The sequence below is a fragment of the Microbispora amethystogenes genome (assembly GCF_016863015.1).
Classification (GTDB): Bacteria; Actinomycetota; Actinomycetes; order Streptosporangiales; family Streptosporangiaceae; genus Microbispora; species Microbispora amethystogenes.
Genome location: NZ_BOOB01000009.1, coordinates 297,377 through 320,707 on the forward strand (window position 1 = coordinate 297,377; position 23,331 = coordinate 320,707).

Sequence of the window (23,331 nt, forward strand, 5' to 3'; positions counted from 1 at the left end):
GGCACTCGACGCATGGCGGCCTCCCGCGCGGCCCTCCGTCTCGGGGGGCCGGCCCTGTTCCTTCTCTGCTCCTGCACGCCCCTCGACAGCGATTTCATCCAGGTGGTGAACGGAACGGGCGAGGTGATCACAGTGTCCCTGCAAGGACACCCGCGCCCATTCGCCACGCTGACTCCGAACGCGGCCACGAGCTTCTACCCGCAGGACGAGCAGTGCGACAGGCCGCGTCCGGACGACGCGATGGTGGCACGTACGGAAAGCGGCACGACCTACACGTACGGCCCTCCCCTGTGCCGGGGTAAGACCTGGAACGTCGGCCGCTGACCACCGACCGGCCAGGGTGTCGGATCAGGTTGTCCTCGACGGCCAGGCCGAACTCGTCTGCTGTACATCGCGAGGGCCCGATCGACGTCATTGGCCACGTGGAGGCTGCCCACGTGGGCGTCCCGCCAGGCCCGCTCGATCGGGTCGCCCCGGCTGAGGGAGGTGCCCTGGCTGTCTTGGCAGGATGTCGATCGCCTCCAGCGCCCGCTCGGTGGCGCGCACCTGGTCTCTGCGCACCGCAGGCGCAGCTCGGCCGGGATCCGCCGCGTCATCGACCTGCTCCGCAACGACCTGGTCATCATCGTCGAGCGAGGCTTCGCCTCGCTCGACGACACCGGCGCCCAACTGGTTTTCCGGTTCGCCGCCGCCTACGAACGCCGCGCGCTGGGCATCGGCTCGCACTGGCCCTTCGACCAGTGGGGCCCGCTTCCTGCCCGAGCACACCACCGCCGTCAGCGTGGTCGACCGCGACGGTGCCGGGACCTCAACCTGGCCACCAGCGGTGACACGCACCCGGCCGTTGACACTTCGGCCTGTCCAGCACTAATCAGTAACCCGCCATGCGCTGGTGCCACCATGCGGCAAACTGCCAGGGAAGCAGTCGGTAAGGACGAGGCTCGGGAAGAGTGCGCCTGCGGTATTCCTCGTCAAGGCGGTACACCAGCCGCCCGAGATCACGACGAGCTGCGGGCGGCAGCCGACGCAGTGCGAGTTCCAGGGCGTCACGCGCCACTGCGGGATCACAGCATGGACACTGATACGGCGAGAGATACAGGGTGCGGCCCCGGCGTCGCAGGAAGCTCTTGTATTGATCAAGGGATTCGGCGACGAAGTCCGTCCCCAGTCCTTGGGCCTCCAGCCGCGCGATCGCAGCGCGAGTCCGGCTGGATATGCCGGGAATCTGACGAGCCGATCGCTCCCCTCTTGGGGCTGCTGCCTGGTGAGCGCGGATGGCGCTGGGCGGCCTACGCGGCATCGCCCTTTCTGATCGTCATGATTTGCATCCTGGCACACCTCAACTCCATAGGCCACCCTGCACCGTGCTCCACGAGGACTCGGGATCTTCCCGGAAGCTGGCAGAATCCGGCTGCCGACCTGCGGAAATGCAGTCAAGATCGCTTCGGGTATATCCCGCGACTGGCGACAAGCGGCGGCTCTCGGTGGCGTACGGCTGCGCATGCGATCACGGCACGATCAAGCAGAAACCCCAGGTCGGAGGCCAACCAGGCTGGATGGGGGAGCGCGCCCTGAGGGATTCGAACCCCCGACCGTCGGATTAGAAGCAGACCGCCACCCACCATCCCCATCACCCTCTTGACCTGCACCGATAGCCTTCGGAACCGGTCCGGCCACCGACGTCATCCCGCGCATATCCCGCGAAGGCCCCTGTCCGGAACTTGCCCGTAGTCCGCCTAATGTGCTGGCAAGTGCGCGTGTCTTTTGCATCTCTAGGTGAATGGATGACCAAGCCCGCGAGTCTGTGACAGACTGTCACCTTCCGCCACCATGCAGTCAACCTTCGACGTCGGACGAGGATCATTCAATATGGGCTTCCAGACGCCCCTCTACGAGTTGGCCGAGTACCTGAAGTGGACCACTAGTGGCCACATTCAGCTCCCTGACTTCCAGCGTGGTTACAAATGGGACGATGAGCGTATCCGTCAACTCCTCGTGACGATCCTGCGCGGCCATCCGCTCGGTGTTGTCATGATGCTGAAGACAGGCAACGATCAGATCCGATTCAAGCCGCGCCCACTTGAGGGCGTCAGTCTCCCGGCGGATACCGAGCCCGAGCTGTTGCTCCTCGACGGTCAACAGCGGCTTACCTCGCTCACTCAGGCTCTGACCGGCGATGGTGTGGTCCATACTAAGGACAGCCGCGGCATACTCATGGATCGCCGCTACTACGTGCATATGGCCACCGCGCTGCTTGGCGAAGACCGCATCGACGACGCCATCCTGTCTGTGCCTGGGGACGGTGTCTTGCGCAGCAACTTCGGCAAGGACATCGACCTCGACCTATCCACGCCTGAGCTTGAGCGAGCCAACGGATACTTCCCTGTTCGCCTTCTCTTCGGCGGGGCAGACATCGTTACGTGGCTCTTCGCCTGTGAGGACACGGACGAGGCGAGCAAGTTCCATGCCAAGGTCATACAGCCCTGCTCGACCTACAACATCCCCGCCATCGAGCTCGATAAGACGACTAGTAAGGCGGCCGTCGCCACCGTGTTCGAGAAGGTCAACACAGGTGGGCTACCGCTGAACGTCTTCGAGCTCCTCACCGCCACCTTCGCTGGCGACAAGAAGTACTTCGATACCCATGGCACGGACTTCCGCCTCAACGATGACTGGCACGCGACCCAGAAGGGCTTCGCCGCGCATCCCGTCCTGGCGGCTGTCGAGAACACGGACTTCCTCCAAGCAGTGAGTCTGCTCGCGACCCTCAAGCGGGCCAAGGGGGACATCTCCGGTCGGCCACCTGCCGTGTCCGCCCGGAAGGAGGACTTGCTCAAACTCTCGCTGGACGACTATCTGGAGTGGGTGCAGCCGGTCCGTGACGCCTTTGCCTGGACGGCCACCTTCCTCGCCGATCATCACATCTTCGAAGCGAAGTTTCTTCCCTACCCGAAGCAACTCGTCCCGCTCGCCGCAATCAAGGTTGTCCTTGGTGACGATGCTGACTTGCATGGCGTCCGCGCGAAACTAGCTCAATGGTTCTGGTGCGGCATCATTGGTGAGCTGTACGGCTCGACCATCGAGACTCGGTTCGCCCGCGATATCGAACAGGTCCCTGACTGGGCATGCGGCGCCGAGACGACGACCCCCCGGACCGTTGCAGACTGCACCTTCGCCGCCTCTCGTCTCCTATCGCTACGTACTCGGAACGCGGCGGCCTACAAGGGAATCTATGCCCTTGTCCTGTCCCAGGGCGCCAAAGACTGGATGTACGACAAGGCGCTCGACAAGGTCCAATATGTTGCTCTTGCCGTCGACATTCACCACATCTTTCCGTCCAAGTGGTGTCTCGACCACGACATCGACCCTATGGAGCGGGAGAGCATCGTCAACAAAACGCCGCTTTCGGCCGAAACAAATCGTGCTATCGGAGGTGTGGCGCCCTCCGCTTACCTATCGAAGATCGAGAAAAAAGCCGGCATCAGTCCTGCCCAGCTTGACGCTCTTGTGGATACCCATCTGGCCCACGCTGCGGAGCTCCGGGCAGATAACTTTAAGGCCTTCTTCAACAAGCGCTTAGAGAAGCTGGTGGCCCTCATCGAGGACGCAACTGGCAAGCCCGTGCAGAACGACATCGATGAGGACAACAGCAGTGAGGTCCTGCAGATGTTCGACCCTGAAGACGTCGCAGTCGTGCCCGACCTTGAGGACCTGGAGGTTTGACATGGCACTGGCGAACCGCTGCCGGCACCCAGTGAGAGGGCATCCACGTTGGGCTACCGTAGAGGCGCCTGAGCTCTCTTCAGGTCATCAGGACGCTGTCGCCATGCACTTTGGCCTGGAGACAGGCGTTCAACTCATGGCAGGACGGATGGGAGCGGATCAAGGCGCGCGTTGAGAAGGCGTAAGGGAGCTACACAGCGGTCAGGGGGCCCGGCTTAGGTTGGGCCCCTTTCGCGTGCTCCGGGCTCTTGGAATCGCTCAGACGCGCGCTGCAAGCCTGGTGCACGGACAGGGCCTGAAGTATCCGCCTCCTAAATCTAATGGCGAGCGAGCCGGTAGCGATGTAGCCTGGAAGGCTTTACTGCGGCATATCTAGCGTCTAGGAGGAGAACTGTGTACGGATGGCTGGCACTGGGAGACGAAGGGGACCCTTTCACTTATCTCAGGCACTCTCTCGTCGCCGATCCACCCCGCGCTCCCGGGCGAGGACTTTCGGCCGAATAATATCACCAATTCGCTCGCGAATCCTTCGGCTCGACTCGGCGGGAATTGATCAATGCTTTTGGGCACTGTAAGCGAGCGATGCACGCACTCATCGACGATCTGTTGCATGGGTACGGACTGTTTGTTCGAAACGAAGGTTCGAATTTTCCTAGGAAATCACAGATGCTCCAAGAAATTGGAGTCCTCGCTCTGAGCATTCTAAAAAATTTGAATCTAGAGCGTAACGCCATGGAGCACGATTATCGCGTCCCTGCCCTTGGGCGTGTTCAAGAGACCATAGATGTTCTCGATCTGCTCGTGTCGGCATTTCGTAATCGATGGAAGAAGATCCCTTATGAATGTGTGGTCGGGCTTAGGGATGGAAAAAGTCATGGGCTGTTACGACTGGATCCGTTGGAGGGATGTGTTTCGCTCCATCTCGTCAATCCGCCGCCTAAGACTCTCGCAATGCAACACGGCATCGAGACGATCTGGACGCCAGTGAGAGGCGTAGAAGGCAAAATCTTCCCGCACTTCGAGGTAAATGATGAACCGGCCTGGAAGTATCCGCTCAAGTTCGACAATAAGAAGGGGGCATGGACTCCCTGGCTTCGGTGAATCGCGATTCTTCAGCACGGAGATGGCAAGGTTAAGGCGCCAGAAAGAAGCGCCATTACTGTCTTCTCTGCTGCCACCGTAGAGATTCCAAATACAGAACACCTCGGGTCATTGTTTCATCTCATCAAGGCCGCGGGTTTCAACTCGTATAAAGATGTCGATAATCTCCCATCGCTTGGTCGAAACCCTTTTCCGGTACACGTTACGGCGGACGACGCGCGCCGTCTCGGGTTGTCGTGAGGGATTCCCAAGTCGGCGGGTAATGCTGCTGTCTCGCTGTGGCTCAACGAGGGATCCGCGCGCCGAAAGCCACCGAGCAGGCTGGCGAGGGAGGGGCAGGATCTACGTCATGTGTATCCGCAGCCAACGCTAGGTCACTAACCAGCGCATAGAGAGCGCGCTCGTCGGGTGACCCTGTCAGTCGCCGTCCAGATGAAGCTCCAGCGCGGGATGTGCTGCGCACTCTCGGGCGAGGTCCTCGAACTCCCGGATCACCTGGACCTCTTTGGCCGTCACGGCGAAGGCTCGAAACCGAGCAAGTTCTTCGATGAACTGCGGCATCTCAGCCGATGTCAGGATCAGGCTCCCGTACGGGTCGATCCTCTCCAGCATCGGATTCATGCTGCGCCCACGGATCTGATCGACGAGGCGAACGAACGAATCAGTGTGATCCAACGCCGTCGCAGCGGGCGTAAGCCTCCTGCTCTTGGGGCTGGACCCCGGTTGTTCCACCTGCATCAGCACGGCGTCGACGCCCATGATCACACCTTACCCAGGGCCCGGTTCCCCGCCGGGCCCTTCGGCGTGCCTGGGCCTCGGGATCGTTCCGGAGAGCGGCGGAATCCGGCTGCCGACCTGCGGAAGCGCATCCGAGATCATTCCGGATATGTTCCGGGAGCGGCCGCCTGGGGCTGCATCTGGTGGCGTCCGGCTGCAGCCTCGGCGGCAGCCCGATCATGTGAAAGGCCAGCTCAAAGGGCATCTGGGCTGGATGGGGGAGCGCGCCCTGAGGGATTCGAACCCCCGACCGTCGGATTAGAAGTCCGATGCTCTATCCAGCTGAGCTAAGGGCGCTCGTGCCTAATTCTGCATGATCCGGGGACCAGGTACACACCCGGTTTCCTGGACATGGGTCGAACCGGCCGGTGGCCGGTGGGGATCGGGCGGCGGGACGGTGGCTCGCGGGTGGCTCGTGACGTGCGTGACAAGGTCCCGGATCGGCCCGCCGGGCGGGGTACTCGGGCCGAGCCAGCAGGCGCGTAGACCGCGCCGCAGGTCGATTCCCGATGACGGCACGCGGCGCAGCCGCCCGGAACCGAAATCGTCGGCGACGGCGAGTCCGCTGAGCACGGCCGGCCCTGTCCCCGCGAGTACGGCGGCGCGCACCGTCGTCATGGTGGACAGCGCCATCACGGGCGATGGTCCAGCGGTACACCGCGGCGACGGCGGAGCGCCGGGCCCGCGAGGCGCACGCCCGGCTCTCGCCCGGCGACCGGATCTGACACGGCGGCGGGCGGACCACCCGGGAGCCGCCCCTTGGCGCCCGATTGGGAGAACACGGAGTTCACCGCGTCGTTCGTGGTGGTGACATGACGTTCATCCGATCGGCCGCTGTCCGCCTCGTGGGTACCGTGAAAAACGCAGCTCTGCGCGAGTGGAGGCGTGATGTCTACCTTCTGGGACCTCAAACATCGGCTGGCCGACGCGATCAACGCCCACGACATGCCGGAGATCCTCTCTTGCTACAGCCCGGACGCCGTGTACGTGGGGCCGTCGGGTGTGGCGGAAGGACTCGACCAGATCGCGTGGATATACGAGCAGTTCTTCACGGCGTTTCCGGACTTCCACGCGCTGGCCTGGTTCGAGCTCGGCGACTGCGAAAACCCTGCCGTCACCGAGTGGACCTACACCGGCACCCACACGGGACCTCTCCTCCTGCCCGACGGACGGGAGACGGCCGGTACAGGTCACCGCATAACTCTCCGCGCCACCTGCTCGTCCTTCGTCGAGAACGGCAAGATCAAGACGCATCGTGAGTATTTCGACCAGCTGGAGCTCTACAGCCAGCTCGGCTTCGGTCTGACGAAGTTGCGCCCTGCCGAATACGACCGTTCCGCTGAGAGGAACGGGTCACCGCGAACGGAAGAAATCCGGCGGCTTGCCCATCGCAATGGAAATCTGGTGGTTAAACTGCGTCGGCATGGCCGTACGTGAGATCCCACTCGTCGGAGACGTCTCCGAGGGACTCGTACGGGTGGGGGCGACGGTACGGCGGCCGATGCGCCCCACGTCGCCGTCCGTCCACGCGCTGTTGCGGCATCTGGAGGCCGCCGGTTTCGACCGGGCGCCCCGGTTCCTCGGGGTCGACGATCGGGGCAGGGCGATCCTCACCTATATCGAGGGCATGGTGCCCGCGCGCCCGCTTCCGGCGTACGCGGTGAGCGAGGAGACACTGACCACCCTGGCCCTGCTGCTGCGACGCCTGCACGACGCGGCGGCGACGTTCGACCCGCCTCACGGCGCGACGTGGGAGGACGGCTCGGCGCCGGAGGGCTCGCCCGAACTCGTGGGCCACTGCGACGTGACCCCCGCCAACGTCGTCTTCCGTGACCGGCCCGGCGCGGGGCCCGTGCCGTACGCGCTGATCGACTTCGACATGGCCAGGCCGACGACGCGGTTGTTCGACGTGGTGACGACGCTGCGGCACTGGGCTCCGCTCGCCGACCCGGTCGACCGGGACCTCGCGCAGCGGTCCCTGGACGCGGCGGCCCGGGTGCGGCTGTTCTGCGACGCGTACGACCTGCCGGCGCAGGATCGGCTGAGGCTGGTGGAGACGGCGCGGACGCGGTTCGGCCGGTCGTACGCGCTGATGCGGGACCGGGCCCGCACGAGGGGCGGCGGCTGGGCGCGCATGTGGGCCGACGGCGTGGGCGGCCGGATCAGGCGCGCCGCCGCCTGGCTCGACGCCAACGAGGAGGCACTCCAGGACCACCTCCTCGGCGACGCGCGGGTCCCTGGCACACCCGCGGAACCCGCCTCCTGAACGCCTGGCAGGCCCACGTCCCGAACGCCCCGCAGCCCGCGTTTTGAACACCCCCAGACCGGAGTCCTGACGGTCCCGCACAGCGGGCTCGCCGACCGGCCACCTCGCCGTTCGAGATGAGCCCCCCGCGCCCCATCGGGAGCGTTGCGGAAGAATGCGGGCGTGATCGGGACCATGGACGGTGCCACGGCGGCGGGGCTGCTGGCCGGGGCGGCGATCGACGCCCTCCTCGGCGACCCCCGGCGGGGTCACCCGGTGGCGGTGTTCGGCAGCCGGGCCGCCGCCCTCGAAAAGCTCATATATCGGGACTCGCGGTTGGCGGGGGTCGCCTACACGACCTTCTGCGTCGGCGCCGCGACGGCCATCGGGGTGGTCGCCGAGCGGGTGACCCGGCCGAGCCCGGTCGCGCGGGCCGCCGTCACCGCCGCCGCCACCTGGGCGGTCCTTGGCGGCACGACCCTCGCCAAGGAGGGTGCGCTGATGGCCCGTTCGCTGCGGGACGGCGACCTGCCCGCCGCCCGCGCCCGCCTCCCGCATCTGTGCGGGCGTGACCCGTCCGGTCTCGACGCGGCCGAGCTGGCGCGGGGCACGGTCGAGTCGATCGCGGAGAACACCTCGGACGCCGTCGTCGCGCCGCTCGTCTGGGGCGCCGTCTTCGGCGTGCCCGGTCTGCTCGCCTACCGCGTGGTCAACACGCTCGACGCGATGGTCGGCCACCGGTCACCGCGCTACGCGCGCTTCGGCTGGGCCTCGGCCCGGCTCGACGACGTTGCCAACTACGTGCCCGCCCGGCTGACCGCGCTGCTCACCACCGGTCTCGCCGGTCTGGTGGGCGGCTCCCCGCGCCGCGCGGCCGCCGTGCTCCGCCGCGACGGGCACCGCCACCCCAGCCCCAACTCCGGACGCTGCGAGGCCGCCTTCGCCGGCGCCCTCGGCGTACGGCTCGGCGGGGCGAACGACTACGGTGGCAGGGTGGAGCACCGCCCGGAGCTGGGTGACGGTCCCCGCCCGGCCGTCGCCGACATCCCCCGGTCCGTACGGCTGGCGCGCGCCGTGTCGTACGCGTCGGTCGGCCTGGCCGTCGCCGCACGCCTGGCCCGCTCACAAGCCCGTCGAGGGAGCCGGTGATGAGCCTGCTCGTCCTGCTGCTGGTCTTCGCGGTCGTCTTCAGCGTCGCGGTCGCGGTGATCGTGGTCGCCGTGCTGGCCGTGCGCGCGTCTCGGCGGCCCGCGCCGCCACCACGCGATCGGAATGATCCGTCCCAGGATTGGTAGGTTCGATCGCATGGGCGGAGAAAGCGGAGACAACCGCATCCTGCTGGTCTTCGACGGCGACTGCGCCTTCTGCCAGACGTGCGTGAACGCCGGGCACCGGGTCCTGGGCTACATGCCCGCCGTACGGGCGTGGCAGGGTCTCGATCTCCGCGCGGCGGGGCTGACCCGCGAGGAGGTCATGACGTCCGTGCAGCTCCTGGGCCCGGGAGGGCTGCGTGCCCACGGCGCGCGGGCCATCGGGGTGATGCTCGCGGTGCAGCCGAACGCCGCCTGGCGCGCGCTCGGCCGCGTGATGCTCGCGCCGCCGGTGAGCTGGGCGGCCGAGGCGGGCTACCGCCTGGTGTCACGCTACCGTCACCTGCTGCCCGGTTCCACGACGTGCGGCGTGCCGCCCGTGTGATCGGTGTCGTTGCCGAAGCCGGGAAGAGACGAGGCCGGTAGGTGTCCGGAAGAAGGCATACCCCGGCACCGGGCCGGAGGTCCACCATTGCGGCATGACAGCAGTGGTGGAGACCGAAGGACTGACGAAGTTCTACGGTACGAGACGGGGCCTGGAGGATCTCACCCTCGACATCCGTCCGGGTGAGGTCTTCGGCTATCTGGGCCCGAACGGCGCCGGCAAGACGACGACGATCCGGTTGCTCCTGGACGTGATCCGGCCGACGTCGGGCCGGGCCACGGTCTTCGGGGCGAGCACCCGGGACCCGCGGGTCCGCGCCCGGATCGGTTACCTGCCCGGCGAGCTGGCCCTGGAGGGCGGCGAACGGGCCCGCGACTACCTCCGGTTCCTCGCCGGCGTACGCGGAGGGGTGAGCCGGAGCAGGATCGACGACCTGGCCGAGCGGCTGGACGCCGACCTGTCGGTCAGGATGGGCCGGCTCTCCAAGGGCAACAAGCAGAAGGTCGGGCTCATCCAGGCGTTCATGCACGAGCCCGAGCTGCTCATCCTGGACGAGCCGACGAGCGGCCTCGACCCGCTGGTGCAGCAGGAGTTCCTGGCGATGGTCCGGGAGGCGCGCACGGCGGGCCGCACGATCCTCATGTCGTCACACGTGCTCGCCGAGGTGGAGCACGTCGCCGACCGGGTGGGCATCGTCCGCGCCGGGCGCCTCGTCGCGGTCGAGGACATCGCCGCGCTGCGCGAGCGGGCCGTACGGCACGTGGAGCTCCACTTCGACGCGCCGGTCCCCCGGGAGGACTTCGAGGGGCTCCCCGGCGTACGGGACGTGTCCGTGCAGGGCGCGAGCCTGCGCTGCACGATCGACGGCAGGCCCGACGCGCTGGTCAAGGCGGCGGCCCGCCACACGGTGGTCCACCTGGTCAGCGCGGAGCCGGACCTGGAGGAGATCTTCCTGACCTACTACAGCGAGGAGGAGGCCCGGCATGCCCACGCTGGTGCGTAAGACCCTGGGGGAGTACCGCCGCGCCCTCGTCGGGTGGACGGTCGGGCTGTGCGCGTTCCTCGGGATGTACATCTCGATCTTCGCGAGCATGATGAAGGACCCCGACACCTTCAGCAAACAGGCGATCGCCAAGTATCCCGGCGCGCTCAGGGACCTGATGGGCGGCATGTCCGACATCGCGACCGGAACCGGCTATCTGCAGGCGATCGCCTACCAGTTGCTGGGCCCGCTGCTGTTCACCATGTGCGCCGTGATCCTCGGCAACCGGGCCCTCGCCGCCCCCGAGGAGGCCAAGACGCTGGAGCTCACGCTGACGCTGCCGATCGACCGCCGGCGGTTGCTCCTGGAGCGCTGGACGGCGCTGGCGCTCGGCCTGCTCGGCGTGGCGCTGGTGACGCTGGTGGTCGCCGCCGGGGCCTCGTCCGCCGCCGGCATGGGCGTGCCGTTCGGCCGCATACTCGCCGCCCACACGGGGTTGTTCCTGCTCGTGCTGTTCTTCGGGACGCTGACCCTGTGCGTCGGCGCGGCGTTCGGCCGCCGGCAGATCGCGCTCGCCGTGGCCGGCGTCTGGGGCGTCGCCGGATACATCGTGGAGACCATGGGTCGTAGCGTCGACGCCATCGCCTGGCTGCGCTGGCTCACACCCGTCCACTACTACCTCGACGGGCGCCCCCTCTACCAGGGCTGGCCGTACGGTGACTACCTTGTCCTGCTGTGTGCGACGGCCGTCCTGCTCATGACGGCGCTGCTCGCCTTCGAACGGCGCGACGTAGGGGTCTGATGGACAGCGTTCTCGCTCGCGTGAGCGAGGCGACCGGGGTGCCCGCCGACCTGCTCGGCGGGTTCCTGTCGGTCCTGGCGGCGTCGGCCGCCACCGGCAGGCTGCCCGGCCGCGCCGACATGGACGGCCTGCGCGAGTGCGGCGCCCTCGCCGCCGAGCGCGGCATCCCCCTGCGCGTGCTCGCGGACGCCTGCCTGCACGCCGCCGAGATGACCGCCGGTGGGGCCTTTGGCGCCGTACGGCGGGGCATCGCCGCCTACATCGACGGATACGAGGAGGCCCAGCGCGCCGCCGTACGGCGGGAGGAGGAGGCGCGCCGCCTGTTCGTCGACGACCTGCTGCAGGGCAGGGCCGACGCGGAACGCGCCGAGCACTTCGGCCTGCGCCTGGCCGGCGCGTACGCCGTGAGCGTGGCCAAACCGGGCACGCCGCTGGAGGCGGGCGACCCGCTTGCCGGGAAGATCGAGCAGTCGCTCGTGGCCAGGTTCGGCTCGCACAACATCCTCGTCGCCGCCCGCGACGGCCTGCTCGTGTGCGCCTTCCCGGCCGGGCTGACCGCGGCGAGCGGGGAGTTCACCCACCACGTGCGGGCGGCGCTCACCACGTGGCGGGTGGGGATCGGCCGCCCGCACCAGGGGCCGGGCGGGATCGTCACCTCCTACCGGGAGGCGGCGGGCGCGATCGACCTCGGCGAGCGGCTCGGCCTGCGGGCGCAGGTGCTGAAGGCGGCCGACCTGCTGGTCTTCCCGGTGCTGCTGCGGGACAGGGACGCGATCGTCGACCTGGTCTCCACCGTGCTCGGCCCGCTGACCTCCGCCCGGGGCGGGCCGGAGCCGCTGCTGGAGACGCTGGAGGCCGTCTTCGCCGCGCAGGGCAACCACACCGCCGCGGCGCGCAGGCTCGGCGTCAGCACGCGGGCGATCACCTACCGCCTGGAGCGCATCCGGAGGCTGACCGGCTTCTCGCCCAGCGACCCGACTCAGCGGTTCACCCTGGAGACGGCCGTGCTCGGCGCCCGCCTCCTGGAGTGGCCCGCCCACCCGCTGACCTGATACGCGGAGGCCGCCACTTTCAACGTATAGGGCATGGGGGGACTTGCGGCAAGACCCCGGTGACGGCGCAGAATCGGGGGCCGTGAGCCGGGCCGGGCCGGACTCCGTCCGGAGCCGCGGACGCGCTCACCTTCACCGTGCGGCCGCCCGGCCGTCACCCATGCCCTTACAGAGCCTTCACAGAGGAGTGCCATGCGCGTGCTTCTGTCCACCATCGGAACCCGTGGGGACGTCCAGCCGATGGTGGCGCTGGCCCTGGCGTTACGGGACCTCGGGCAGGAGGCGCGCCTGTGCGTGCCGCCCGACTTCCGCGAGTGGATCGAGGGGCTCGGATTTCCCGTCGTGCCGATCGGTCCCGAGTTGCGGCAGACCGCGTCGGCCGCGCCGTCGGCCGGCCCCCGGGCCCAGGCCCCGCCCACGCCCGAGCAACGACGGCGGATGCTCGACGGCACGGTCGCCGTCCAGTTCGCCACGATCCCGGCGGCGGCCGAGGGCTGCGACGTCATCGTGGCGGGCGGAGCCCTGTCGATCGCCGCCCACTCGGTGGCGGAGCGGAAGGGCATCGGCTACGTCTACGTGAGCTACTGCCCGGCGACCCTGCCGTCCCCGCATCACGCGCCGGTGCCCGTCTGGGGGCAGGCGCCGCCGGACGGGACGGCGGGCAACGCCGCGCTCTGGGACGAGGACGCGCGGCGCTGGAACGACAACGTCGGCGCCGCGCTGAACTCCCACCGGGCCTCGATGGGCCTGGCTCCGGTCGACGACACGCGACGGCACATCTTCACGGACCGGCCCTGGCTGGCCGCCGACCCGGCGCTCGGGCCGTGGCCCGGGCCCGCCGACCTCGAAGTGGTGCAGACGGGCGCCTGGGTCCTGCCGGACCGGCGCCCGCTGCCTCCGGAACTGGAGAAGTTCCTCGACGACGGCGAACCGCCCGTCTGCGTCGGCTTCGGCAGCGTCCGGGCTCCCCAGGGCGTCGCCCGGGCGACCGTGGACGCGGCCCGCGCGCTCGGACGCCGCGTGATCGTGCTGAGCGGCTGGGCCGGCCTGTCCCCGGAGGACGACGGCCCCGACTGCCTGCCGGTCGGCGAGGTCAACCAGCGGGCGCTCTTTCCCCGGGTCGCGGCCGTCGTCCACCACGGCGGCGCGGGCACCACGACCGCCGCCGCGCTGGCCGGGACGCCCCAGGTCGTCGTGCCCCAGCTTTACGACCAGCACTACTGGGCGCGGCGCGTCGGCGAACTCGGCATCGGGACCGCCCACCCGCCCACCGCGCCGACCGCCACGTCGCTGACCACGGCTCTCGGCCGGGTTCTCCGGCCCGAGGTGCGGGACCGGGCCGGGGCCGTCGCGGGCGAGATGCGCGACGACGGCGCCGTGGCCGCCGCGCGGCGCCTGATCGGCATGGCGCCGTCGTCCCAATGAGGAAGTACTCCGGGGGTCAGGGGACCAGCAGGAGCTTGCCGGTCGTACGGCGGCCTTCGAGGTCGTCGTGCGCCCGGCGGGCCTCGGCCAGCGGGTAGCGTTCGGAGACGCGCACCTTCAGCGCGCCGGAGGCGACCCAGCCGAGCACGTCGTCCGCCCGGGACAGCAACTCCTCCCGGGTGGCGGTGTAGTGCCCGAGCGTGGGCCGGGTGAGGAACAGCGAACCGCCCGCGTTGAGCCGCTGGGGGTCGAAGGGCGGCACCGGCCCGCTGGCCGCGCCGTACAGCGCCATCATGCCGCGCGGGCGCAGCGACGCGAGCGACCCCTCGAAGGTGGCGGCCCCGACCCCGTCGTAGACGACGTGCACACCCGAGCCGGTGATCTCCTTGACGGCCTCCGGGAAGCCCTCGTAGCCGATCACTTCGTCGGCGCCGGCCTGCCGGGCGAGCTTCTCCTTCTCGGGGCTGGAGACCGTGCCGATCACGCGGGCGCCGCGCAGCTTGGCCATCTGCACCAGCAGCAGGCCCATGCCGCCCGCCGCGGCGTGGACGAGCACGTCATCACCCGTGCGGACCGCGTACGTGGAGTGGGTCAGGTAGTGGGCGGTGAGCCCCTGGAGCAGCACCGCCGCCGCGAGATCGGGGGACAGGCCGTCGGGCAACCGGACCACCCTGTCCGCCGGGATCAGCGCCTTGGTCGCGTACGCGCCGATCGCACTGGCCGAGGCGACGCGGTCGCCGGGCACGACGTCGGTGACGTCCGGGCCCACGGCCGTGACCGTCCCGGCCGCCTCCGAGCCGGGGATCAGCGGGAGCGGCAGCGGATAGCGCCCCTCACGGTGGTAGACGTCGATGAAGTTGACCCCGGTCGCCGCCACCTCGATCAGCACCTGGCCCGGGCCGGGCACCGGGTCGGGCCGATCGGCGTACTCCAGCACCGAGGAATCACCGTACGCGGAGACGACGATGGCACGCATGCGCAACTCCTGTCTGAGGCATCTTCTGATCTTCCCCAACCCGCCGGGCCCCGCCCGTTGTTCCCGGTCCGCTGCGGCGGGTCTCAGAAGCCCGTCAATGTGATCTTGCCGATCGCGGTGCCCGATTCGAGGATGCGGTGGGCCTCGCGCAGGTTGGCGGCGTTCACCGGGCCGAGGTCCCGGTTGGCGGTGGTGACGACGACCCCGGCGTCGACGAGCCGGGCGACCCGGTCGAGGATGCGGTGCTGGTTCACCTGGTCCGGGGTCCCGAACAGCGAGTGGGTGAACATGAGCTCCCAGTGGAACGCGATGCTCTTCTGCTTGAGCACGCCGACGTCGAGGGAGTCGTGGTCGTCGATCGCGACGATCCGGCCGAACGGGGCGAGCGCCTCGGCGTACGCCGCGAGGTTGCGGTCGGTGCCGGCCGTGCTGAAGACGTGGCTGACGCCCTCCGGCGCGACCTCGGCCAGTTGCTTCGCCAGCGGTCCGCGGTGGTCCACGACGTGGTGAGCGCCCATCCGGCGGGCGAACTCCACCGTCTCGGGCCGGGAGGCCGTACCGATCACGGTGAGCCCGGTCAGGGCGCGCGCGAGCTGCACGACGATGGAGCCGACGCCGCCCGCGGCCGCGGTCACCAGCAGCGACCCGGTCTGGCCGAGCGCGTCGCCGCGCAGGCCAAGGCGTTCGAACAGGCCCTCCCAGGCCGTGAGGGAGGTCAGCGGCAGCGCGGCGGCCTCGGTGAAGGAGAGCGTGGCGGGCTTGTGCCCCACGACGCGCTCGTCGACGACGTGGAAGAGGGAGTTCGCGCCGGGCCGGTCGATCGCGCCGGCGTAGTAGACCTCGTCGCCGGCCTCGAACAGCTCCACCTCGTCGCCCACGGCGACCACGGTGCCGGCGGCGTCCCAGCCGAGCACCTTGGGCTCGCCGCCCGGATCGCTGCTTCGCCGCACCTTGTAGTCCACCGGGTTCACGGCGACGGCCTCCACCCGGACCAGCAGATCGCGCGGGCCGGGTACGGGCACCGGCAGCTCCACGTCCAGGAGGCTTTCCGGGTCGTCGACGGGAAGGCTGCGCCGGTACGCGACGGCGGGCATGGTCTCGTTCCGGTTCTCGGTCATGTCTGTCCCCTCGCTCTTGACGGACTCCGCGCCGGTCGTACGGCTCGGCGGCACGGGCGGCACGGTATCCACCGACGCCTGGTTACCCACAAGGGACACGAGTACCCATCGGGAAACCATCGAGGTGAGAGGGACTCATGCCCCTGGAGGAACCTGCCCCGAGACCAGGCGACGCAGCAGCGGCAGGTCCACGCTCTCCAGGGTCGGCACCGTCGTCACCCCGCTCGCGGTGGCGAGGGGGCCGACCGCGATGACGGCGCAGCCGGCGGCCCGGGCGGAGGCGATGCCCGTCGGGCTGTCCTCGACCGCGACGCACGCCGCCGGGTCGGCGCCGAGGCGCGAGGCCGCGGCGAGGTACGGGTCGGGGGCCGGTTTGTTCCTCGCGCTGTCCCCGGCCGCCACCGACAGCCGGAAGAGGTGCCCGCCGACGCTCTCCAGCACGATGTCCACCACGGTCCGGGGAGACGCGCTCACCAGTACGGCGGGGACTCCCGCCGCGCGCAGGGACTCCAGCAGCGTGACCGCGCCCGGCAGCGGGGTGACCCCGTTCTCGATCCGCCGGACGAAGGCGCCGGTCAGCATGGCCTCGACGGAATCCCGGCCCGGGTCGTCGTTCACCCGTCCGAGGATGTGCGCCGCGGCGTCCTCGACCGGCAGGCCGAAGAGCGCCTCCCGGTCACCCGGCCGCAGCGGGGCGCCGAGGCCGAGCGCGACCTCGGCGCAGGCGTCCCACCACAGATCCTCGGTGTCCACGAGCGTGCCGTCCATGTCGAACAGCACCGCCGCCAGGTGATCAGGCGACGGCATCGGGTTCGGGGACCGCCGCGGTGACCCCGGTCGCCGTACGGGCCGACACGAGCACGGGCCGTTCGACCAGGCGGACCCGTACGGCGGTGCCGGGCGCCAGGCGCGCGGAGTCGTGGCCGGGCACGTCGGCGAGCACCTCGGCGCCGTCGCCCAGCCGCACCCGCAGGCGGGCGGTGGAGCCGCGGAAGGACGACACCACGACCATTCCCTCGCCTTCGCCGTCGGGGACGACCAGCACGGCCTCGGGCCGTACGAGCACGTCGGCCTCGGGCCCGGCGGGCCGGGGGCCCTCCACCGGCAGCGTCTGCCCGAGCACCGTCACCTGGTCGCCCGACAGCAGGCCGGGCAGGTGGTTCATCGCGCCGACGAACTCGGCGACGAACGGGGTCGCCGGCCGGTCGTACAGGGTGGCGGGATCGGCGACCTGCTCCAGGCGGCCGTCGCGCAGCACGGCGACCCGGTCGGCCATCGAGAGCGCCTCCTCCTGGTCGTGCGTCACGAAGATCGTCGTGATGCCGAGGGAGAGCTGGAGGCGGCGGATCTCCTCGCGGAGCGTGACGCGCACCTTGGCGTCGAGCGCCGACAGCGGCTCGTCCAGCAGCAGCACCCGGGGTTCGAGCGCGAGCGCGCGGGCCAGCGCCACCCGCTGCTGCTGGCCGCCGGACAGCTGGTGGGGATACCGGCCGCCCACGTCGGGCAGGCCGACCAGCTCCAGCAGCTCCTGCGCGCGGGCGTGCCGCCGGGCGGCCGGCGTCTTGCGCACCCGCATGCCGAAGCCGACGTTGTCGCGGGCGTTGAGGTTGGGGAAGAGCGAGTAGGACTGGAAGACCATCCCGGCGTCGCGGCGGTTGGCCGGCACCCGCGTGATGTCGGCGCCGTCCACGAGCACCTCGCCCTCGTCGGGCTGCTCGAAGCCGGCGAGGCAGCGCAGCGCGGTGGTCTTGCCGCACCCGGACGGGCCGAGCAACGCGATCAGCTCGCCGGGCTCCACGGTCAGGTCGAGCCCGTCCAGCGCCACCGTGCTCCCGAACCTCCGGCGCAGCCCGCGGAACTCCACCCGGGCGCCGTTCATGAACCACTCCTTTGCCGTGCGCCGGCGGACGACAGGGCGAGCAGCAGCAGCCAGGTGATCAGCAGGCTGAACACCGAGACCGCCACCGACACCTGGGCGTGCGCGCCGGAGATCGTGTAGATCCAGACGGGGAAGGTCTGGAAGGAGAGCAGCCGGGCGATGGTGAACTCCCCGAGCACCAGCGCCAGCGTGAGGAAGGACGCGCCGGCCATCGCCGACCGCATGTTGGGAACGATCACCCGCAGCAGCACGTGGGGCCACGACGCGCCGAGGTTCCTGGCCGCCTCCGACAGCGTGCGCACGTCGATCGCCCCGAGGCCCGCGTCGAGCGAGCGGTAGGCGAACGGCAGCGCCAGCACGACGTAGGCGAGCACCAGCACTATCGGGAATCCGGGGTCCTGCACCGCGATGATCGTCTGGTAGAAGGGCGTGCTCGCGAGGTAGTCGGGGCCCCACCGCAGCACCGTGCTGATCCCGGCCACGAACGTGATCGGGGGCACGACCAGCGGCAGCGTGCAGACCACCTCCAGCACCGGCCGCCACCGCGGCGCGCCGAGCCGTACGGCGACGACGGCGGGCAGCGTCAGCAGCAGCACGATCACGATCGTGGCGGCCCCGAGCCCGAGCGACAGCAGCAGGCTCCCGGCGAAGCCCTCGGCCGAGAAGATCTCGCCGTACGCGTCGAGCGAGAAGCCCTGGTCCGGCGCCTTCACCGTGAAGACGAACGACGCGATCAGCGGGACGAGGAAGTACACGGCGGCGAGGAGGAGGACCACGCCGCGCCAGACCCGGGGACGGCGCGGCCGGCCCGGCCGGGCGGGCGCCGTGCCGGGGACGGCCGGCGTGGTGACCTGGGGGGTCAGCGAAGCCATCGGGCGCTCCTTCGCCGCAGCGGGAGATAGACGGCCATCACCAGGCCCGCGACCACGATCATGTCGAGGCTGAGGGCCAGCGCGACGTTCTCGTGCCCGATCAGGACGTTGCCGGTGAGCGCGTCGGCGATCTTGAGGGTGACCAGCGGGACGCTGGAGCCCACCATCGCCTGCGCCGTCGCGTAGGCCGCGAACGCGCCGCCGAACAGCAGGATCACCCCGCCGAGCAGCGCCGGGGTCAGCACCGGGACGCCGACGTACCGCCAGAACTGCCAGGTGCTCGCCCCGTTGTTCTGCGCGGCCTCGCGCCACTGCGGGCGCAGCCCGTCGAGGGCGGGCACGACCGTGAGCACCATGAGGGGGACGGAGAAGTAGAGGTAGACCAGGGTGAGGCCCCAGAAGTTGTAGAGGCTCCACCCGTGGTCGCCGAGACCCAGGGTCGTGGTGACGACGCCTGAGTTGCCGAGCGTGGCGATCCAGGCGAACGCCAGCGGCACGCCGCCGAAGTTGGCCAGCACGCCGGAGGCGGTCAGCACCCCCTCACGCAGGGCGCGGAACCGGGAGGTCACCACGGCCTGGGCGAGGAACGTGCCGAGCACCCCGCCCAGCACCGCAACGAGCGCCGAGATCTTCACGCTCCCGATCAGGGAGGTGAGGTACGCCCCCTGGAGCGACTCGGTGAGGTTGGCGGCGCTGGGCGTGCCCTCCCTGGTGAACGTGCCGCCGAGGAGGACCAGCATCGGCACGCCGAAGACGATGACGGCGAAGACCAGCAGCGGAACGACCGCCCACCGGCTCTTCGATCCCGTACGGCTGTCGCCCACGACGTCAGCCGGAGACCGCCGCGCCCCACCCGCTCGCCAGGACCTCCTTGGCCTTGTTGACCTGGTCCGGCGTGGGGAAGGCGGGGGTGCCCTCGACCTTGGGGAGCTGGGCGACGAGGGCCGCGTCGGCGCTGCCGTCCTGCTGCATGGAGGGCAGCAGCACCGGCCGGGCGTAGCCCTTCAGCCACAGGTTCTGGCCCTCGGCGCTGTAGAGGAACTCCTGCCACAGGCGGGCGGCGGCGGGGTGCGGGGCCCACTTGTTGATCGCCTGGGAGTAGAAGTTCGCGTACTGGCCGTCGGAGGGGATGACGATCTTCCAGTCCACGCCCTTGGACGCGAACTCCTTGGCGTAGCTCGCCTGCAGGTAGTCCCAGTCGATGGTGATCGGGGTCTCGCCCTTCTCGACCGTGGCGGGGGTGGCCTCGACGGGGTTGAAGTTGCCGTTCTGCTTGAGCTTCTTGAAGAAGTCGATGCCGGGCTGGATGTCGTCGAAGGAGCCCTGGTTGGCGAGCGAGGCGGCGTACACGCCGGCGAAGGCCGCGCCGGCCTTGGTCGGGTCGCCGTTCAGCGCGACCTTGCCCTTGTACTCCGGCTTGAGCAGGTCGGCGAACGTCTCCGGGCAGCTCTTGACCCGCTTGGCGTCGCAGCCGATGGAGACGTAGCCGCCGTAGTCATAGGACCAGGCGCCGCCGGGCTCCTTCTGCCCGTCGGGGATCTTGTCCCAGCTCTGCACCTTGTACGGCGCGAACAGGCCCTCCTGCGCGCCGCTCAGCGCGAAGGCGCTGCCGAGGTCGAGTACGTCGGGGGCGCGGCCCTGGCCCTTCAGCGTCTTGACCGCGTTGATCTCGTCCTGGCTGGAGCCGTCCGGGTTGTCGTTGACGACCTTGATGCCGTACTTCGCCTCGAAGGCCTTGATGATCTCGCCGTAGTTGGCCCAGTCGGGCGGCAGCGCGATGGTGTTGAGCTGCCCCTCCTTCTTGGCGGCGTCGACGAGCTTGTCCAGGCCGCCGAGGTCCTGGGCCGAGGTCGCGGAGGCGGCCTTGGAGTCACCGGACTCCGAACCGCCACCGGCGGTCGTGGGGGCGGCCCCACAGGCCGCGATCACCGAGGTGGTCATTGCGAGCGCGGCCACGAGACCGGCGGTGCGTGCGAACAAGAGTCCCTCCCATAGGGTTCGTGCAACGAACGTAGGCGAACTTGTACAAACAAGCCAGACCAAGTGAGTCGCACCTCGATGTCGGTCACGTGAACGGAAGGGCTCGGCGCGGATGGCCCGTTATGAACACATCGCCGGTGACCTGCGGGACGCCATCGTGCGGGGGGACTATCCGATCGGCGGCCGGCTTCCCTCGGAGGCCGATCTGGCCCTGCGTTACTCCGCCTCGCGGGGGACCGTACGCCAGGCGGTCGCCCTGCTGGCCGCCGAGGGGCTGGTCGGCTCCCGCCAGGGCGCGCGGCGCATCGTACTGGGCAGCGAGCGCAGTCAGAGCTTCACCGAACTGCACAGCTTCGCCCAGTGGGCGCGGTCCATGGGCTACCGCGCCAGCGGGAGCGTGCTGTCCTCCCGCCGCCGCCCGTGCGCGCCCTCCGAGGCCGTACGGCTGTCGGTGGAGCCGGGGGAGGAGGTGCTCGACGTGCGGCGGCTGCGCCGCCTCGACGGTGAGCCCGTGCTGGTCGAGCGCACCGTCTACGCGGGCTGGATCGCCCCCGCCGTGGAGCGGCTCGACCCGGAGTGCGAGTCGGTGACCCAGGAGCTGTACGAGTCGGCCGGGCTGGTCTTCGCGTACGGCGAGCACCTGATCGACGCGGTGGCGGCCGGGGCCGGGGACGCCCGGCTGCTCGGCGTCCGCCGCGGCAGCCCCCTGCTGCGCCAGCGCCGCACCACCACCAGCCAGGAGGGCCGGCCCGTCGAGTGCTCCGACGACCGCTACCGCGCCGGCAGCGTCGCCTTCAGCATCCGCAACTCCACCGCCGCCAACCCCCTCGTCCGCCGCGCCGGAGACTGACCCGCTTGACGGGTCTGTTCACCGCTTCAGCGTGAGCCTCTTCCTCGACGCGCCCGGGAACACGACGACCAGGTGCTCCTCTCCCGCGTCGCCGAGCCGTACGTAGACGCGGAGCCGGTAGCGGCCCTTCCCGGCGATCGCCAGGTTCGGCATCGGGGCGCCCGCGCCCACGTCTCCGCCCTCTTTCTCCGGCACGGTGAGCGTGCCGCTGCGGCTGACGATCGGCACCTCGGTGACCTGGTCCCACCCGGCCGTCCGCCGCGGCGGCGCGGTGCGGAAGGCCTTCACGGTCAGGCACAGATCGATGATGTCCTCGATGTGCCCGACGAGCGCCGCGCTGCCGGCCACTCCGACGAGCGTGCCGCCGTCGTAGGCCCTGTCCGTCGCCCGCTCCACCGCCTCCTCGGCCGCCTCGTCATCGGGGTCGTAGACCAGATAGCCGGCATCGCCGTCGGCGAAGAGGAAGTAGGTGGCCGTGGCCTGGACGACGCCCCTCGTCCGGGGCCAGGGGTCGGGGCACTTCGCGTTCTGCTCGGCGACGTAGGAGGCCTCCGCCGCCCGCTCTTCGGCGGCCGACCGCAGCAGCTCGGGATGGGTCACGCCGATGATCTCCGGGCAGACGTAGACGAGGTCCCACGGGTCGGCGCCCCAGGCGGGCCGCGCGCTCCCTGCCCGCGTCAGGATCGCCTGCTGCTCGTCGCGGTCCTTCGCCCGGCACAGCGCCCGCCCGTACGCGAGGACCTGCTGGTCCGACAGGCTGTCGGGGAACATGGGCGTTACTCCGCCCTCCGTGCTCCGGGCCCGGCACAGGAACGCGGCGTCGCGTTGGGCGGGCTTCAGGTCGCCGAATCTGGGCCGGTCGTAGCAGCCCATGGACCAGCCGGTGTAGTTGAGATGCGGGGTCTGTTCCGGGTGGACCAGCGCGATGACCGGCAGTGTGGCGACGGCCGCCGCGGCGATGCGCGTCGCGTGCCGCCGCGCGGGCGGAAGGTCCGCCGGGCGGCTGTCGGCTGGCATCTTCCGGGCAGGCATCTCCCGGGCGGTCGCCGCGAGCCACACGGTGCCGACGAGCGCGATCGCGTCCATCACGACCAGCACCGCCGCTGTGTCGACGGGGAGTCTCGCGAAGAAGAGGTTGAGCGGGAGCACCAGCGCGACAGTGCTCAAAGACAACCATCCGGCGGCCTGCGTGCCGCGGCTCCACCGGCCGTCGCGCCGCTGCCCGACGAGCGTGAGGACGGTCGCGGCCACTCCGCCCAGCATCAGGACCGCTTCGAGGACGGCGCCTGATCCGAGCTGTGGAAGATCGAGTTCGTCGAGCAGGTCGTCGGCCATCCCGGCCAGCCCGATCGCGAACATCACCCCGGCCGCCGCCCGCAGCACGCGGGAGTGCCAGCGGATGACCAGCAGGTAGAGGACGTCGATCGCGGCCCACAGCGCGAACTGGAAGGCCGCGTCGACCGCGTCGGGGAGCATCTCGATCGGGTATCCCAGCACGAGGGCGTACGCCACTGCCAGATACAGCAGCCGGCGCAGCGCCTTCTCCCTGCGGTCCAGTGCTCCCGGCATGGGGGTACGCAGGATCAGCCACAGGAGCGCGGCCTTCACCGGGGCGGCCACGAGCAGGGCCACGGTCGTCGCGGTGTCGAACCCGCCCGGCGCGAAGAAGTCGCCGGGCGTGTAGAACCCCGCGTAGGCCGGGGGCGACCATTCGACGGCCACCCAGAGCCAGGAGTCGCCGGCCACCAGGCCCGCGCCCACCGCCGCGATGAACAGGCCTACTGTTCCGATCCTGATGATCCGCCACAAACCGTCCGAAGGCATGGAACGCGATCTTAGTGCGGCGCCGCCGTA

23 protein-coding genes and 1 tRNA gene are annotated in these 23,331 nt (G+C 69.8%); 13 read left to right on the forward strand and 11 right to left on the reverse strand.

Annotation, left to right across the window (positions count from 1 at the left end; genetic code table 11):
- The first annotated feature begins 132 nt into the window (after positions 1-132).
- The 3 genes from Mam01_RS07155 to Mam01_RS07170 all read left to right on the forward strand — a co-directional run bounded on the left by Mam01_RS07155 (position 133) and on the right by Mam01_RS07170 (position 4,824).
- Positions 133-324, forward strand: a complete 192-nt coding sequence (locus tag Mam01_RS07155) for a hypothetical protein (RefSeq protein ID WP_204284597.1) — start codon at positions 133-135, stop codon at positions 322-324.
- A gap of 1,545 nt (positions 325-1,869) precedes the next feature.
- Complete coding sequence (locus Mam01_RS07165; RefSeq protein ID WP_204284598.1) at positions 1,870-3,723, forward strand: GmrSD restriction endonuclease domain-containing protein; 1,854 nt, start codon at positions 1,870-1,872, stop codon at positions 3,721-3,723.
- Between the two features lie 582 nt (positions 3,724-4,305).
- Entirely contained in the window at positions 4,306-4,824 is a 519-nt protein-coding gene (locus Mam01_RS07170) for a hypothetical protein (RefSeq protein WP_204284599.1), read from the forward strand.
- 417 nt (positions 4,825-5,241) lie between these two features.
- Here Mam01_RS07170 and Mam01_RS07175 read toward each other — a convergent pair whose 3' ends face one another.
- From Mam01_RS07175 to Mam01_RS07185, 3 genes are all read right to left on the reverse strand, one after another.
- Positions 5,242-5,583: a hypothetical protein gene (locus Mam01_RS07175; RefSeq protein ID WP_204284600.1), complete on the reverse strand. Its 342-nt coding sequence runs from the start codon at positions 5,581-5,583 to the stop codon at positions 5,242-5,244.
- Positions 5,584-5,824: 241 nt separating this feature from the next.
- Positions 5,825-5,898: transfer RNA gene (locus tag Mam01_RS07180), tRNA-Arg, on the reverse strand.
- Positions 5,899-5,904: 6 nt separating this feature from the next.
- Positions 5,905-6,234: a LysR substrate-binding domain-containing protein gene (locus Mam01_RS07185; protein WP_204284601.1), complete on the reverse strand. Its 330-nt coding sequence runs from the start codon at positions 6,232-6,234 to the stop codon at positions 5,905-5,907.
- Between the two features lie 255 nt (positions 6,235-6,489).
- On the opposite strand from Mam01_RS07185, the gene Mam01_RS07190 reads away from it, so the two are divergent.
- The 9 genes from Mam01_RS07190 (at position 6,490) to Mam01_RS07230 (ending at position 13,802) form a co-directional block, all read left to right on the forward strand.
- Entirely contained in the window at positions 6,490-7,038 is a 549-nt protein-coding gene (locus Mam01_RS07190) for an ester cyclase (protein ID WP_204284602.1), read from the forward strand.
- Complete coding sequence (locus Mam01_RS07195) at positions 7,025-7,867, forward strand: phosphotransferase (RefSeq protein WP_204284603.1); 843 nt, start codon at positions 7,025-7,027, stop codon at positions 7,865-7,867. Before Mam01_RS07190 ends, Mam01_RS07195 begins: the two co-directional genes overlap by 14 nt.
- A 174-nt stretch (positions 7,868-8,041) precedes the next feature.
- Positions 8,042-8,995: a cobalamin biosynthesis protein gene (locus tag Mam01_RS07200; RefSeq protein WP_204284707.1), complete on the forward strand. Its 954-nt coding sequence runs from the start codon at positions 8,042-8,044 to the stop codon at positions 8,993-8,995.
- Complete coding sequence (locus tag Mam01_RS07205; protein WP_204284604.1) at positions 8,995-9,141, forward strand: hypothetical protein; 147 nt, start codon at positions 8,995-8,997, stop codon at positions 9,139-9,141. The genes Mam01_RS07200 and Mam01_RS07205 overlap by 1 nt, the downstream gene beginning before the upstream one ends.
- Before the next feature lie 10 nt (positions 9,142-9,151).
- Positions 9,152-9,541 (forward strand): thiol-disulfide oxidoreductase DCC family protein, encoded by a 390-nt coding sequence (locus tag Mam01_RS07210; RefSeq protein WP_204284605.1) that lies wholly within the window; start codon positions 9,152-9,154, stop codon positions 9,539-9,541.
- A gap of 94 nt (positions 9,542-9,635) precedes the next feature.
- Positions 9,636-10,544 carry an ABC transporter ATP-binding protein gene (locus Mam01_RS07215; RefSeq protein ID WP_150935174.1) on the forward strand — a complete coding sequence of 303 codons (909 nt, stop codon included), beginning with the start codon at positions 9,636-9,638 and terminating at the stop codon, positions 10,542-10,544.
- Complete coding sequence (locus tag Mam01_RS07220; protein ID WP_204284606.1) at positions 10,525-11,325, forward strand: ABC transporter permease subunit; 801 nt, start codon at positions 10,525-10,527, stop codon at positions 11,323-11,325. The genes Mam01_RS07215 and Mam01_RS07220 overlap by 20 nt, the downstream gene beginning before the upstream one ends.
- Positions 11,325-12,377: a PucR family transcriptional regulator gene (locus Mam01_RS07225; protein WP_150935172.1), complete on the forward strand. Its 1,053-nt coding sequence runs from the start codon at positions 11,325-11,327 to the stop codon at positions 12,375-12,377. Before Mam01_RS07220 ends, Mam01_RS07225 begins: the two co-directional genes overlap by 1 nt.
- Positions 12,378-12,569: 192 nt before the next feature.
- Positions 12,570-13,802: a glycosyltransferase gene (locus Mam01_RS07230; RefSeq protein WP_204284607.1), complete on the forward strand. Its 1,233-nt coding sequence runs from the start codon at positions 12,570-12,572 to the stop codon at positions 13,800-13,802.
- A gap of 16 nt (positions 13,803-13,818) precedes the next feature.
- Here the strand turns inward: Mam01_RS07230 and Mam01_RS07235 are convergent, their stop codons facing one another.
- The 7 genes from Mam01_RS07235 to Mam01_RS07265 all read right to left on the reverse strand — a co-directional run bounded on the left by Mam01_RS07235 (position 13,819) and on the right by Mam01_RS07265 (position 20,627).
- A complete protein-coding gene (locus tag Mam01_RS07235; protein WP_204284608.1) occupies positions 13,819-14,778 on the reverse strand; it encodes a quinone oxidoreductase family protein in 960 nt (319 codons plus the stop codon).
- Positions 14,779-14,861: 83 nt separating this feature from the next.
- Positions 14,862-15,896 (reverse strand): zinc-binding alcohol dehydrogenase family protein, encoded by a 1,035-nt coding sequence (locus Mam01_RS07240; RefSeq protein ID WP_204284609.1) that lies wholly within the window; start codon positions 15,894-15,896, stop codon positions 14,862-14,864.
- A 135-nt stretch (positions 15,897-16,031) separates the two neighbouring features.
- Complete coding sequence (locus tag Mam01_RS07245) at positions 16,032-16,703, reverse strand: HAD family hydrolase (protein ID WP_204284610.1); 672 nt, start codon at positions 16,701-16,703, stop codon at positions 16,032-16,034.
- Positions 16,690-17,775, reverse strand: a complete 1,086-nt coding sequence (locus Mam01_RS07250) for an ABC transporter ATP-binding protein (protein ID WP_204284611.1) — start codon at positions 17,773-17,775, stop codon at positions 16,690-16,692. Before Mam01_RS07250 ends, Mam01_RS07245 begins: the two co-directional genes overlap by 14 nt.
- Positions 17,772-18,647 (reverse strand): ABC transporter permease, encoded by an 876-nt coding sequence (locus Mam01_RS07255; RefSeq protein ID WP_204284612.1) that lies wholly within the window; start codon positions 18,645-18,647, stop codon positions 17,772-17,774. Before Mam01_RS07255 ends, Mam01_RS07250 begins: the two co-directional genes overlap by 4 nt.
- Positions 18,635-19,471 (reverse strand): ABC transporter permease, encoded by an 837-nt coding sequence (locus tag Mam01_RS07260; RefSeq protein WP_239101107.1) that lies wholly within the window; start codon positions 19,469-19,471, stop codon positions 18,635-18,637. Before Mam01_RS07260 ends, Mam01_RS07255 begins: the two co-directional genes overlap by 13 nt.
- Positions 19,472-19,475: 4 nt before the next feature.
- On the reverse strand, positions 19,476-20,627 hold the full coding sequence (locus Mam01_RS07265; RefSeq protein WP_239101108.1) for an ABC transporter substrate-binding protein: 1,152 nt from the start codon (positions 20,625-20,627) through the stop codon (positions 19,476-19,478).
- 112 nt (positions 20,628-20,739) lie between these two features.
- Between Mam01_RS07265 and Mam01_RS07270 the strand changes: the two genes are divergently transcribed.
- Complete coding sequence (locus tag Mam01_RS07270; protein WP_204284613.1) at positions 20,740-21,477, forward strand: GntR family transcriptional regulator; 738 nt, start codon at positions 20,740-20,742, stop codon at positions 21,475-21,477.
- 18 nt (positions 21,478-21,495) lie between these two features.
- Here the strand turns inward: Mam01_RS07270 and Mam01_RS07275 are convergent, their stop codons facing one another.
- On the reverse strand, positions 21,496-23,301 hold the full coding sequence (locus Mam01_RS07275; RefSeq protein ID WP_204284614.1) for a hypothetical protein: 1,806 nt from the start codon (positions 23,299-23,301) through the stop codon (positions 21,496-21,498).
- Between the last annotated feature and the right edge of the window lie 30 nt (positions 23,302-23,331).